This window comes from Xanthobacter sp. NM-59 (assembly GCF_021401125.1).
Lineage (GTDB): Bacteria > Pseudomonadota > Alphaproteobacteria > Rhizobiales > Xanthobacteraceae > Xanthobacter.
Genome location: NZ_JACBFQ010000002.1, coordinates 1 through 13,625 on the forward strand (window position 1 = coordinate 1; position 13,625 = coordinate 13,625).

The window sequence follows — 13,625 nt, forward strand, 5'->3', positions numbered from 1 at the left end:
CCGGCGGCCTCGCCGGCCGGGCTCGCCCAGCGCGCGGCGGGCGCGGCCGGTGACGCGGCCATGGGCGCGGCCTTCGGAGAGGGGCCATGGCCGGGCAAGGCCATCACCCAGCCCTTCATTCCCCTCATCCAGCTCGGAACGCCGGGGGCCGCCGGACAGGCGCCGTCCCTGGTGCGTATTCGCGATCTGGTGAGCAACGTCTATGGCGTGCTCTCGGGGGTCGCCAATGCGCCGCAGCCGCCGGTCGCGGCATTCCAGATCATCTCGGCCCAGGGCCGCAACCAGGGCAATGACGCCTTCACCGCCCTGCGCACGGATTCCGCTTTGCGCCCGGATCCGGTGCGCGCCGTGCTGCAGAGCGTCGCCGACAATGCCTGGGCGACGCTGCTCGGCCTCGCCCGTGACAACGTCAACCAGGCCTGGAAGCAGGAGGTGCTGCCGGTGTGCGAGAGCGCCATCGCCCGCCGCTATCCGGTCTATGCGGATGCGCGCGACGACATCACACTGTCGGACTTCACGGATTTCTTCCGCCCCGGCGGCACAATGGACAGCTTCTTCCAGCAGTATCTCGCCCCCTTCGTCACCGAGCGGCGCGGCACCTATGTGCCCCTGTCGCCGGACGCCACGCGCGCGCTCATCGGCCAGGAGACGCTGGCGCAATTCAACCGCGCCCGGCAGATCCGGGAGGCGTTCTTCCCCAATAAGGGGCCGACCCTGCTGGTGAAATACGGGGTGCGGCCCACCTTCCTGTCGCCGAACGTGCTGCGCGCCACGCTCGACATCGACGGCAACGACATCGTCTATCGCCACGAAGCCCCGCGCACCTATGACATGGAGTGGCCGTCCAAGGGCGAGGCCAGTACCGTCACCGTCACACTGACCCCTGTGGAGGGGCGGCAGACCCAGGTGCAGCGCTCCGGCTCCTGGGCCCTGTTCCGCTTCGTCTCGGGCTTTGGCATGCGCAGCCGGGGCGACACCCAGGCCGTGCGCGTGCAGGGGCCCGACGGCCAGAGCGTGACCTATGAGCTGCGCGCCGCCAGCGTGAACAACGCCTTCGCCCTCGGCGCCCTGCACGCCTTCCGCTGCCCGGACGACCTATGAGCCAGCATGACACCCAGCGCGGCGGGCTGTTCGGCAAGATCCCGTCGAAGGACGACTTCGTGCGGCGCAACCTGCCCATGACCTTCGTGACGCCCTGGGACAACTGGCTGACGCGGGTGATGGCCCAGGGCACCCTGACGGATGCCCCCGCCTGGAAGGCCGCCTATCTCACCAGCCCGCCCTGGCGCTTCGCCCTCGACCCAGGTGTCGCCGGAGACGGGGGCTGGATCGGGGTGCTGGCCTCCTCGCTGGACCGGTTCGGCCGGGCCTTTCCGCTCACCCTCGCGGTGCCTTTCAGCCGCCCGCTTGGCATCCTCGATCTGCATGAGGACACCGGCCCCCTCACAGAGGCGCTGGAGGCGATGGTGCTGCAGGTGATCGAGGACGCGCTCGACCTGGAGGAGGCCGCCGCCGCCTTGCCCGATCTCGCCCGCCGCCTGCTGCCGCCGGCGGCGGAACCGGTGCTGCGCACGGCGCGGGAAGGCCGCCGCCGCACCGACCGCGCCTGGGTGCTCGCGGGCCGCAGCCTGCCGTCCGTGGGCTGGGCCGCGAGCGACCTGCTCACCTGGTCCCTGCGCGCGGGGGCCACCGGCCCGGTGGGCCTCACCTGCTGGTGGCATGAGGGCTGGGAGGCACAGCCGCCCATATGGCTGATGACCCGTGGCTTGCCGGACGCCGGCATGTTCGAGCGCATGATGAACGGCAACTGGGCGGACGACGCGCCGGAGACCGGTCAGCCATGACCCTTCGTGGCCGGCCGCCCTCTCCGCCCGCGCCGCCGGAGCTGGCCTTTCGCGCGTCCGCCGCCACCCGCATTGGCCCCCGCCACCCGCAGAACGAGGATGCGCACCTGGTGAGCGAAGGCGCCGGCCTGTTCGCCGTTTCCGACGGCATTGGCGGGCTCGCCGAGGGGGAAGTGGCGAGCCGCGCGGTGGTGGAGCTGCTGCACCGGGGCGTGACAGCGAATGCAAGCCTCGACGCCCGCGTGGCACAGGCGCACGACGCGCTCTATCGCGCCAATGCCGCCTTGTTCCAGGCGGGAGAGGAAAGCCAGCGCCCCATGGGGGCCACGGTGGTTGCCGCCCTTCTGGGGGAGGGCTGCGCGGTGTGCCTGTGGGCCGGGGATTCGCGCGCCTATCTCGCCCGCGCCGGCGCCCTGCATCCGGTGACGCACGACCACGCCATTCTCGGCCGCACCAGCCGGAATGGGCCGCCCCGCACCCTCGTCACCCGCGCCATCGGCCCGGACGAGGCCGTGGACATCGACTGCACCATCGTCGAGCTCCAGCCCGGCGACACCCTGCTTTTGTGCTCGGACGGCGTGTATGGCGCCATCGGCGATGCGCGCCTGGAAACGCTCCTCGGCGCCACGCCGCCGGCCGATGCGGAAGAGGTGGTGGCGGAGGCGGTGGCGCGCGGCACCCGCGACGATGCGACAGCCATCGTCATCGCGATCCGGCCCGCGGGGGCGGCCCATGTCTCGCCGCGATGAGCCCGCATCCACGCCGCTCGGTGGCAACGGCCGGCCGACGGTTCTGCCGCCCTATCTCGGCCTGCGCCTCAAGAACCGCTACGAGCTGATCCAGGTGGTGGGGCGCGGCGGCATGAGCACGGTGTTCCATGCGGTGGACCATGTCCGCCTGCGCGCCCGCGCGCCCCGCGCGGACGTGGCCATCAAGCTCGCCACCCTGGCCGCCCCCTATGACGGCGCCGCCCGCGAGCTGATTCACCGCGAGGCCCAGCGCATGCTGGAGCTGGTCCACCCCAACATCGTGCGCGTCTATGACAGCGATCATGACGGCGACCGTCACTTCCTGGTGATGGAGCTGCTGCGCGGGCGCACCCTTTCCGCCATCCTCAAGGAGCGCCGCGGCAAGGGGCTGGACTGGGCGCAGGCCTGCGGCTTCATCCGCGCGGTGGGGGCGGCGCTGGCGTGCGCCCATGCGCACGGCCTCATTCACGGCGACCTGAAGCCCGGCAACGTGTTCATCTGCCAGGACGGCAGCGTGAAGGTGCTGGATTTCGGCCTGTCCCAGCGCCCGGAGGCGGCCCGGACGGACGATGCCGATGCCACCGTGCACCTGCTCGGCCTGGTGGGCGCACTGACGCCCGCCTTCGCCTCCCCGGAGCGGCTGGAGGGGCGGGCGCCGACGGCGGCGTGCGACCTGTTCGCCTTCGGCCTCTTGACTTATGTGGTGCTGACCGGCACCCACCCCTTTCAGCGGCGCGATGTCCTGGCGGCACGCGCCCGGGGCAGCCTGCCGCGGCGCCCGGAGGGGCTTTCCGCCCATCGCTGGCGTGCGCTGAAGGCGCTGCTCGCCTTCGAGCCGTCCGAACGGCCGGACCGGGTGGAGGATTTCACGCGCCGCTTCCTCGCCCCGCTTTGGTCCCTGCCGGACCTTCGTTCGCGCTGGCGTGCCGGCGCCTCCCTCCTCGCCGCGCGCAGGTCTTCGCCATGACGGACGCACCGACCAACACGGACGCACCGGACGCGCCGAGCACCGAATTGCAGGCGCTCCAGAAGCTGGACCGGCTGTGCCGCCAGATCGCCCGTGGCAATTACGATTATACCGATGAGCTATTCGCCCTCACCTGCGCCCAGGAGGCCTCCTCCACCGTTCGCGAGCTGGCGGAATCCTTCGGCTTCATGCTGGTGCAGGTGGAGGCGCGCGAAACGCGGCTCACCTGGCTCATCGAGGAATTGCAGGAGCTGAAGGCCCAGCTCGAGGAGGCCAATGGCCGCCTGCGGAAGGAGAATGCCACCCTCACCACCGCGGTGGCACAGCTCACGGTGGAGATCGACCGCCAGCGCTTCAAGCGCGAGGTGGGCGCCATCACGGAATCCGATTATTTCCAGAATCTCCAGCGCCGCGCGCGGTCGCTGCGCGAGCGGCACAAGGCCGCCCAAACGAAGGATCGGGAATGACACGCATCATCTCCACCCATTCCTATCGGGGCGGCACCGGCAAATCGACCATCACCGCCAACATCGCCTATCTGCTCGCGGCGCAGGGCCAGCGCGTGGGCGTGGTGGACACCGACATTCTCTCCCCCGGCATCCATGTGCTGTTCGGCCTCGACGCGGACACCGCCCACTTCACCCTCAACGACTATCTGTGGGGCCGCTGCGCCGTCGAGCAGGCGGTGATCGACGTCACCGCCAACGCCTTCCCCGCTGGCGCGCCCAAGGGCGGCAGCATCCACCTTCTGCCCTCCAGCATGCAGGCCGGCGAGATTGCCCGCGTGCTGAAGGAAGGCTTCGAGGTGGACCTGCTCAATGAGGGCTTCCACACTTTGTGCGAGCGCCTCGACCTCGATTACCTGCTGATCGACACCCATCCGGGCGTGAACGAGGAGACCCTGCTCTCCATCGCCATCTCGGACACGCTGCTCCTGGTGCTGCGCCCCGACCACCAGGACTATCAGGGCACGGCGGTGACGCTGGAGCTGGCGCGACGGCTCGACGTGCCGCAGCTGCTGCTGGTGGTGAACAAGGCGCTGACCGCCTTCGACCCCAAGGAGCTGGCGGACCGCATCTTCAGCGCCTTCCGAACCCCGGTGGCAGCGGTGCTGCCGCTGAACGAGGACCTGGTGCGCCTGGGCAGCTCCGGCATCCTCGCCGCCCTGTCGCCGGACAGCGATTATGTGAGCGGCCTGCGCCCCGTGGCGGACATCGTGCAGCGCTGAAGCCGAAAGAAGCGCCCTCAGCCGCCCTGGAACGCTTTCAGGAAGGCGATGGCGTTTTCCGGACGCCGGGCGCGCTCAAAGGAGAGGGCCGCCGCAAGGGCCCGCTGCATGGCATCCGTCAGGCCGCTGATGGGCGGCGGGGCAAGGCCCTGCTCCAGCGCATCGATGGACGGCAGCCGGTTGAAGGGATGCCGGCGCGTCAGCAGCAGGTGGATGATGCAGCCGAAGGCATAAATGTCGTCCCGCGCGTCCCGCGGCTCACCGCGCAATTGCTCGGGGCTGGCATAGGTGGGCGACACGGCATCGAGCGACAGCGCGTCGAAATCCCCCGCTCGCGCCGCGTTGGCAATGCCGAAATCCAGGATCTTCAGCCGCCCATCCGTGCCCAGAAACAGGTTCGCCAGCTTGAGGTCGGCATGGGTGACGCCGCGCGCATGGGCATGGCCGAGCCCCGCGAACATGTCGCGAATGGCGTTCCAGGCGGCGGGGCTTCCCGCGAAGGCGGCGTCGTCGCGCAGCTTCACATCCAGGGAGCTGCCCTCCAGCAGCTCCATGACGATGAAGGGATGGGCTCCGTCGCGATCGAAATCATGCACGGCGACGATGTTGGGATGGGAGAGGTCCTGGGTACGGCGGGCCTCCGCCTCCATGGCGCGCAGGGCGTCGGGGTGGGCACCGAAATCGCCGTGAAGCAGCTTGATGGCCACGTAGGGCCGGCTGCCGGCGGCTTCCACCCGGCGACGATCCACGGCGCGATAGACCACGCCCATGCCGCCGCGCCCCAGCTCCGCATCCAGCACGAACCGGTCGCGCAGGATCTGCCCCACCCGGCTCTCGTCGCGCCCGCTGCGGCCCAGCACCAGCGGCCGGCCATGGCCGTCGGCGCTGCTGCGGGCGTCGCGCCTCAGCCGGGCGCTGCGGAACGAGGCCAGGGCATCGTCCAGCTGGCGCTGGTTCTGCCGCGCCCGCGCCTCGCCCCCCTTGCGCAGGTCCTTGAACTGGCCGAGCAGCGCGGAAAGCACCACCGCATCCACCCGGTCCTTCAGCCCCTCCCCGCTGCCTGTGGGCGCGGGGGCGACCGGCTCCACCGGATCGGGAGCGGCGGCATCGGGACGGCTCGCCTCCTGGAACAGCAGCATGGCGAGGTCGTAGGGCATGCGGCCGAGATTGATCTGCTCCTGAAGCGCGGCCGAAAGCTGCGTTGTGCCCGGCGCGCCATCCTCCTCCAGAGCCTCTTGCCGGCACAGGGCGCGCAGCTCCGTCACGAGCTGGTCGAACGATCGCCGGCCCTTGACGAAATCGGCGAACAGGCTGTCCAAATGGGGGTCGATGGCCGCTCTCCCTCGGTGTCACACCCGCCCCGGCTGGCGGATGTCGTAGCGTGAGAGCTTCTCCACCAGGCTGCGCCGGGAAATCTTCAACAGGTCGGCCGCGCGGCTCTGGTTCCACCCGGTCTCGCGCAGCTTCACCTCAATGATAGCAGCTTCGTAGTTCTGCACCATTGCCCGAAGGCCCGCATCGTCCTCGGCCGGCTGCACCACGGGCGCCGGCATGGCGCCGCCAGCGGCCAGCTCCGCCGGCAGGTGGCGGGGCTCCAGCCGGTCGCCATCACACAGCAGCACGGCCCGCTCGATGATGTTGCGCAGCTCGCGCACGTTGCCGGGAAAGCGCCATGTCATCAGGCTGTCGAGGGCCTGCGCCGTCAGCGCCGGTGGCCGCCGGCCGAGGGGCCGGCACGCCGCCGCCAGGAAGTGCTCGATAAGAGCCGGGATGTCGCCCGTGCGCTCCCGCAGCGGCGGCAGGCAGATGGGGAAGACCGAGAGGCGATAATAGAGGTCCTCGCGGAACTTCCCGTCCGCGATCTTGGCCGGCAAATCCGCATTGGTGGCGGCGACGATGCGCACATCCACCGTCTCAGTGCGGGTGTCGCCCACCCGGCGCACCTCGCTCTGGCCCAGCATGCGCAGGATTTTCGATTGCAGGCCCAGGGGCATGTCGCCCACTTCATCCAGGAACAGCGTGCCCCCCTGGGCCGCGTGCACCAGGCCCGGCCGGTCGGCGCTCGCGCCCGTGAAGGCGCCGCGGCGATAGCCAAACAGCTCGCTTTCCAGCAGATGCTCCGGGAGGGCCGCGCAGTTCTGCACCACGAACGGCCGGCCGCTGCGGGTGCTGGCGGCGTGCAGCATCTTTGCGAACACCTCCTTGCCGGTGCCTGTCTCGCCCAGCAGCAGCACCGGCACCGTGGCCGGCGCCGCCCGCCGCAGCAGGGCCAGCGCCACCTGGAACGACGCGCTTTCGCCGATGACGCCATTGCCGGGCCCGGCCTGCGCACCGCGCAAACGGGTATTCTCCTCCTCAAGATCACTCTTCGCCCGGTCGAGCTGGCGGATCAGCCGGCGGTTCTCATCGAACAGGCGCGCATTGGAAATGGCCACCGCCGCATGGGCCGCAAAGCAGCGCACCACCCGCTCGGATTCCGGGCTGAGGGCGTGGGCCGGCTCATCGGCATCCATGCGCACATTGACGAGCTGGAGCACGCCGAGGGTGAAGCCTTCCAGCGAGCGCAGAGGCGCCGCCACGAACGAGCGCGTGCGAAACCCGCTCGCCGCCTCCTGCGCGTGGAGGGGCGAGAAATCGAGGCCGCTATAAGCGCGCACGTCGGCGATGTTCACCACCCGGCCGGTGACCGCGGCATAGACGTTGGGATCATCGAGATTGAAGGAGTTGGCCGCCCGGTAGAGGGAGACGCTGCGCCCACCCTCCGCCACCTGCGGCGCCACCGCATTCTGCCCCACCAAAGCGTGCATCTCGCGCCCGGTATGGTCGAGCACCAGGATGCGCCCGCCCTCCGCCCCGGTCAGCCGGCGCGCCGCGCTTACCACGGCATTGAGGAGGGTGGCGAGATCGCGCTCGGTGGCCAGCGCGCTCGTCACCTCCATCAGCTCCTCCAGGGGGCTCAATGGATCGCTGCGGGTCCCATCCACGGTCGGGCGGCCCTATGCCATCGCCTCTTCGGGCTGCGGCGCCTTATCGGGCAGGCCGTCCCCTCTCCCCTCGCCGACCACCGGCGGAGTGAGACCGGGTGCATCGAGCCGGTAGAGAAAACGGCCATCGGGCGCCACGTCCACGAACACGCCATTGATGGGTCTTTCCTCGCTCATGCGGGCGAGCAGCTCGGTGGCGATCTCCGGCAGCAGGGTGCGCGAGACAATGTGATCAATGTTGCGCGCGCCGCTCTCCACTTCCGTGCAGCGGCGGGCGATCTGCTCCACCACCGCGTCGGAATAGGCAAAGGCCATCTTCTGGCTGTCGGCGAGCCGCCGCCCCACGCGATCGAGCTTCAGGCGCACGATATCGCCCAGCGTGTCGCCCAGGAGCGGATAGAAGGGCACGATCTGCATGCGGGCCAGCAGCGCCGGCTTGAAATAACGCGACAAAGTGGGCCGGATGGCTCCGACGAGATCCTCCATGGACGGCCGCTCGGCGCGCGTGCCCATGTCGGTGATGATGTCGGTGGCCAGGTTGCTGGTGAGGATGACGATGGTGTTCTTGAAATCGACCACCCGGCCCTCGCCGTCCGACAGCACGCCCTTGTCGAACACCTGGTAGAACAGGTTCAGCACTTCCGGATCGGCCTTTTCCACCTCGTCCAGCAGCACCACCGAATAGGGCCGCTGGCGCACCGCCTCGGTAAGGATGCCGCCTTCGCCAAAGCCCACATAGCCGGGCGGCGAGCCGACCAGCTTGGAAACCGTATGGCGTTCCTGGAACTCCGACATGTTGATGGAGACCAGGAAGCGCTCACCGCCGAACAGCAGGTCCGCCAGCGCGGTGGCGAGCTCGGTCTTGCCGACGCCCGAGGGCCCCACGAACAGGAACACGCCCATGGGCTGGGTGGGGCTGTTGAGGCCGGCCTTGGCCGCCCGCATGCCCTCGTCGATGGCCGCCACCGCCTGGGCCTGGCCCTTGATGCGGCGGGATAGATTTTCCGCCAGCGCGAGCACCGAGGCCGCCTCGTCGCGCACCATGTTGCCCACGGGGATGCCGGTCCAGTCGGCGATCACCTGGCCCACCGTCTCCGGCGTCACCTCGTAATGCAGCAGGCCGGCCCGGCCCTGATGGGCGCGCAGCTCGGCGAGGGTCGCCGCGAGGGCCGCGCGCAGCTCCGCCTCGCGCTCCGCCGCCATGGGCGGTTCCGCTTCGGCTTCAGCGGTTTCCGCGGCCAGGGCGTTGAGCTGCTGGCGGAGGTCGAGCACCCGGTCCACCAGCAGCTTCTCCGCCTGCCAGCGCGCCTCCAAAGCGGCGATGTCGGCGTGCAGCACGTCGATTTCGGTGCGGATTTCGGCGCAGCGCGGGTCGGGCGTGGTGCCCAGGGTGGCGTGGTCGCGCTCTAGGGCGGCCAGCTCGCGCTCCAGCATGGCGATGCGGCGCTCGTTCACCTCCAGCGCGCGCGGCCGGCTCGACAAGGAGAGCTTCACCCGCGCGCAGGCGGTGTCCAGCACGTCCACCGCCTTGTCTGGCAGCTGGCGGCCGGAAATGTAGCGGGCCGAGAGCTGGGCCGCGGCCATCACCGCATCGTCGCGCACATAAACATTGTGGCTGCGCTCATAGACGGGCCGCAGGCCGCGCAGGATGGTGGCCGCGTCCGCCGGGCTGGGCTCGTCCAGCTTCACCACCTGGAAGCGCCGCTCCAGCGCCGCGTCCTTCTCGAAGTATTTCTTGTATTCGCTCCAGGTGGTGGCGGCGATGGTGCGCAGCTCCCCGCGCGCCAGAGCCGGCTTCAGGAGGTTCGCCGCGTCGCTTCCGCCAGCGGGACCGCCGGCGCCCACCAGCATGTGGGCCTCATCGATGAACAGGATGATGGGCGTGGGAGAGGCCTTCACCTCATCCACGATGCCCTTGAGGCGGTTCTCGAACTCGCCCTTCACCCCGGCCCCCGCCTGGAGCATGCCGAGGTCGATGCCGATGAGCTCCACCTGCTTCAGGAAATCCGGCACGTCGCCCTGTGCGATCTTGAGGGCCAGGCCCTCCACCACCGCCGTTTTGCCCACGCCCGGCTCGCCGACGCAGATGGGATTGTTCTTCCGCCGCCGGCCGAGAATATCGATAATCTGCAAGATCTCGCGATCCCGACAGAAAACCGGATCGATTTTTCCGGCACGCGCCAGGGCCGTGAAATCGGTGGCGAAGCGGCCGAGCACGCTGTCCGCCGCGCGGCTTGAGGGGGTGCCTTCGACGCCGGCCGGACCGGGCACCATTGGTGCGCGCGTCTCCGACGACTTGGCGAACAGGTCTTGGAACTTCGCCTTCAACTCCGCCGCCGGCACCTGGCGCAGGGTGTCCCACCACTCCGCGAGGCCGAAGCGGTTGGAATTCTGCAACACCGCCAGCAGCATGGTGCCCGAGCGCACCGCCGTCAGCGACAGTTCCACCGACCCCACGAGCCACGCATCGGTAATCGCCTCGATGAGGCTGGGCGCGAACACGGGGCGGCCGGGATTGCCCGGCTTCATCTCCTCCACCGCCCGCTGCAGCCGGCGCTTGAGCAGAGGCACGTCCACCTCGAAATGGCGCAGGGCGAGCGGCAGGTCACGGTCCGCGTCGTCCACCATGGTGAGCAGGAGATGCTCCACCGTGACCTCATAATGCCCACGCCCCACCGCAAGTCCGGCCGCCGTCTCCAGCGAACGCTTCACATAGGGGCCGAGGCGATCCAGGAGGGACTTGAGGTCGAGCGACAGCATCTTCACAACCCTCACGGTGCTGATTTACCAGCGCCAGGACGCAGGCCGCCCCCGGCACATGCATTCCGGGCCACGGGAAAACCCCGGCCGGCCCGCGCTTGCGGCGGCAGAAGACTGGCAATACGTGACCCCGCAATGACAAGGCGCGCGCGGCCGGAGACAAAAGCCAGCCGCGCGCAAAAACCGTCAGGTATTGGGCTTGCGCCAGTCGTCGGAACCGGAGGTACCGGCCTTCTCGTGCGTCCAGGTCACCTTGCGATAGGTGAAGGACCAGTCCTCCATGTGCTGGAGCTTGCTGTTCTCTTCCATCAGGGCATTGGGGATCATGCCCTTGCCGTCCACCAGCACGGCGTCTTCCCACTTGATGGTGAAATACTTTTCCTGCTGGCCGGAGGTGGAGGTGCGCCAGAAGGAAAGGGTGATCTCGGTCAGCACCTCGCCGGTGGCAAGCGCCTGCCACAGCAGGGGAGAGGCCTTGTCCATGTATTTGGTGATCGTCGCGGGCTGATGCACGCGCGTACCCGTGGGCTGGCCCGACTGCGGGTCGCGGGGGATGATCACGTTGGAGGAGAAGGCCTGGACGATGCACTCGTCCTCATGCCCTTCCTGCCAGAGGTTGCCCACGCTGTCGTTCGTGAAGGCGCCCTTGGTGATCTCGCCCTGCTTCTCACCCTTGATGGAAATATAGGCGGGTTGCGGCATTTCATCCTCTATCGATCACGACCGGGATTCTCCCGGCAGCCCCTCTTACGCAACCCGCATGCCAGTATTGTCTCAGAAATACGTCAACACGGAAACAAGACGCGAGCCGTTGTCTATCAAGGCTGCAGTCTCCACAACCAACGACTGGGAACAACTTTATGCCTGCCGGAGCGATTGCGCGGAAATCTGCGCAGTTCCCGAAATTGCGCACGCTTCTGCTCAAGCCCCCGCGCGGTGGTCAGGCGCCGGGCCCCACGCGCCCCACGGGGATGAGCGCGCACTCCACATTCAGGAAGGCGCGGGTCTTCAAATCGAGGATGGCGTTGCCCTCGCAGCGATATCCACCCTCCCCTTCCACCGCCTCGCCGCCCACCGCGTACATCAGCGCCGCGCGTCCGGCATAGGTCACCGACTGGTGCGGCGCGTGGGTCAGGCTCAGCCGCAGCCGCACGCCGGCCAGGGTCAGGTCCTGCCACGAGGTGGCGCGGTGACCATCCGGATGGCGGCTGATGGCATCGCGCACCGCGGCGGAGAGGATCATTTCCCGCGGGTTCATGTCCCGCACCGGCGGCTGCCAGCTCATGCCACCTCCTCCTGCGCCGCCTCGGGCGCCATGGTCGACCGAAGGGCGGCGAGCGCATCATCCCAGCGGCCCGGCGTGCTCTGCCCGATCACGCGGAGGGTGGGGTACCACAGGGCGCGCTCCGCCCGCCGGGCCCATGCCCAGGGCTGGTGCGCGGGGCTGAGCACGATGCCCTCGCGCCCCAGTGCTCCCGCCACATGAAGCGCCAGCGCGCCCGGCCCCACCACGAGGTCGAGCTGGGCGATGGCCGCCGCCAGATCGCGGAAATCGCCGAAATGCGCACCGGCATCGACGATGGACGGGTGAGCCGCCAATTGCCGGCGGCTGGCGTCGAAGGCCAGGGACACCCATGTCCCGCGGCCTTCCGGCCGCTCGCCGAGCGCCGCCATCAGCGCGTCCAGCATGATGCCGGGCTCGTCCTCGTCCCAGACGAGCCCCACCAGCGGCCGTGGAAATTCAGAAAATGCGGCGCGCCAAGTCTCATCGCGGCGCGCTTCGACCGCGAGGTAGGGCGCCGTGGGAAGCTCCGCTCCGTCCTCCGCGATGCTCACGCCCACGAGGGCCGGCAGATCCGTCAGGGCCACCGCATCGGCTGGCGGCCGATCCGTGGTCGGGGCAAGGCCGACAAGGCCCGCCAGCACTGGCTGAAGCTCCGGCTCGGCATGACAGGTGAGACGGCTACCCGCCGGCGCCACCTGCCGCGCGAAGCGGCCGAGCAACACCACATCCGCCGCCGGCGTGCCCAGAGGCACCGCGAGCACCGGGGGAGACGGGGGCTCGGCGGCAGGGGGCCAGACCTCGCCGACGCGGCCCAGCGCCAGCCGCAGATCGTCACCCATGGCCTTCACCGCGGCCGCCGCGGGCGCCTGCCGCGCCGCGACCTCGACGAACGACAACGCCCGCTCCAGATCCCCACCAAGCCGCAGCAGCTGCGCCATGCGCAGCAGCTGGTCTACATTTTCCGGATCGCGCCGCACCAGCGCACCGAAGGTCGCCAGGGCGCGAGCGCCCTCGCCTTTGAGGATGAAGCGCGAGGCCAAAAGATGATTGGCCTCCACATGGTGGGGGGCGGTCGCGACGATGCGGCGCAAATGGCGCTCGGCCTCCTCCCACTGGCTCATGTCCACCAGCCGCCGCGCCAGCAGCAGCGCAGCGCCGTGGTCCGTGGGCGCCTGCAGATAGGCCTGCCGCGCGAGCTCCAGCGCTTCGGCCCGCCGCCCCGTCCGCGCCAGGACCTCCGACAGCAAAGCGAGATCCTCCCCCTCCCCCGGGCGCAGCTCCAGCGCCTTGCGCAGGGCCTGCTCCGCCGCGAACGGCCCATCGGCCATGAAGGCAATGCGCCCCGCCAGCGCGTGGGCCTGCGCCAGAAGCTCGAGGCCCTCCTGCGGCCGCCTGTCGAGCACCGCCGCCACCTGGTCCCGCGCGCGGCCGAGATCGCCGGCCGCCAGCAGGAAGGCGGCAAGGGTCAGGCGATGCGCGCCCGCCGCGGGCTCCAGCTCCACCGCCCGCTCGAAACAGAACAGCGCGTCGTCCTCGCGCCCCGCCAGGCGATGGACCATGCCGAGACTGGCCACGATGTCCGCCCGCCCCGGCTGGTGGCTGGCGAGCGCGCCGAGCAGCTCGAAAGCATGCTCCACCTGCCCCTGGGCGATGAGGAGAGAGGCCCGCAGCGCCAGCGCATCCACATGGGCGGGCTCGGCCGAAAGCACGTCCTCCACCAGCATGTCGGCCGCATCCATGCGCCCCGCCGCTATGAAGCGGCGCGCGGCCTCCAACGCTCCTTGCGGGTTGATCTCCATGCGCTCCAT

12 protein-coding genes are annotated in these 13,625 nt (G+C 69.7%); 6 read left to right on the forward strand and 6 right to left on the reverse strand.

Features of this window, described 5'->3' with window-relative positions; genetic code table 11:
• From L0966_RS05365 to L0966_RS05390, 6 genes are all read left to right on the forward strand, one after another.
• Nucleotides 1-1,101: type VI secretion IcmF C-terminal domain-containing protein (locus tag L0966_RS05365; protein WP_234050843.1), on the forward strand; the 1,101-nt coding region annotated here is incomplete at its 5' end.
• Nucleotides 1,098-1,844 (forward strand): type VI secretion system-associated protein TagF, encoded by a 747-nt coding sequence (gene tagF / locus L0966_RS05370; protein WP_234050844.1) that lies wholly within the window; start codon nucleotides 1,098-1,100, stop codon nucleotides 1,842-1,844. The genes L0966_RS05365 and tagF, both read left to right, overlap by 4 nt.
• Complete coding sequence (locus L0966_RS05375) at nucleotides 1,841-2,593, forward strand: PP2C family serine/threonine-protein phosphatase (RefSeq protein ID WP_234050845.1); 753 nt, start codon at nucleotides 1,841-1,843, stop codon at nucleotides 2,591-2,593. The genes tagF and L0966_RS05375 overlap by 4 nt, the downstream gene beginning before the upstream one ends.
• Complete coding sequence (locus tag L0966_RS05380; RefSeq protein WP_234050846.1) at nucleotides 2,577-3,560, forward strand: serine/threonine-protein kinase; 984 nt, start codon at nucleotides 2,577-2,579, stop codon at nucleotides 3,558-3,560. Before L0966_RS05375 ends, L0966_RS05380 begins: the two co-directional genes overlap by 17 nt.
• Complete coding sequence (locus L0966_RS05385; RefSeq protein WP_234050847.1) at nucleotides 3,557-4,027, forward strand: hypothetical protein; 471 nt, start codon at nucleotides 3,557-3,559, stop codon at nucleotides 4,025-4,027. Before L0966_RS05380 ends, L0966_RS05385 begins: the two co-directional genes overlap by 4 nt.
• Nucleotides 4,024-4,788 carry a MinD/ParA family protein gene (locus L0966_RS05390; RefSeq protein WP_234050848.1) on the forward strand — a complete coding sequence of 255 codons (765 nt, stop codon included), beginning with the start codon at nucleotides 4,024-4,026 and terminating at the stop codon, nucleotides 4,786-4,788. Before L0966_RS05385 ends, L0966_RS05390 begins: the two co-directional genes overlap by 4 nt.
• 17 nt (nucleotides 4,789-4,805) lie before the next feature.
• On the opposite strand, the gene L0966_RS05395 is transcribed toward L0966_RS05390, so the two are convergent.
• The 6 genes from L0966_RS05395 to L0966_RS05420 all read right to left on the reverse strand — a co-directional run bounded on the left by L0966_RS05395 (nucleotide 4,806) and on the right by L0966_RS05420 (nucleotide 13,625).
• Entirely contained in the window at nucleotides 4,806-6,107 is a 1,302-nt protein-coding gene (locus L0966_RS05395) for a serine/threonine-protein kinase (RefSeq protein ID WP_234050849.1), read from the reverse strand.
• Between the two features lie 30 nt (nucleotides 6,108-6,137).
• Nucleotides 6,138-7,727, reverse strand: a complete 1,590-nt coding sequence (locus tag L0966_RS05400; RefSeq protein ID WP_234050850.1) for a sigma 54-interacting transcriptional regulator — start codon at nucleotides 7,725-7,727, stop codon at nucleotides 6,138-6,140.
• Between the two features lie 57 nt (nucleotides 7,728-7,784).
• On the reverse strand, nucleotides 7,785-10,532 hold the full coding sequence (gene tssH / locus L0966_RS05405) for a type VI secretion system ATPase TssH (RefSeq protein WP_234050851.1): 2,748 nt from the start codon (nucleotides 10,530-10,532) through the stop codon (nucleotides 7,785-7,787).
• Between the two features lie 186 nt (nucleotides 10,533-10,718).
• Nucleotides 10,719-11,234 carry an Hcp family type VI secretion system effector gene (locus L0966_RS05410; protein ID WP_234050852.1) on the reverse strand — a complete coding sequence of 172 codons (516 nt, stop codon included), beginning with the start codon at nucleotides 11,232-11,234 and terminating at the stop codon, nucleotides 10,719-10,721.
• 238 nt (nucleotides 11,235-11,472) lie between these two features.
• Complete coding sequence (locus L0966_RS05415) at nucleotides 11,473-11,817, reverse strand: hypothetical protein (protein WP_234050853.1); 345 nt, start codon at nucleotides 11,815-11,817, stop codon at nucleotides 11,473-11,475.
• Nucleotides 11,814-13,625, reverse strand: a complete 1,812-nt coding sequence (locus L0966_RS05420; protein WP_234050854.1) for a tetratricopeptide repeat protein — start codon at nucleotides 13,623-13,625, stop codon at nucleotides 11,814-11,816. Before L0966_RS05420 ends, L0966_RS05415 begins: the two co-directional genes overlap by 4 nt.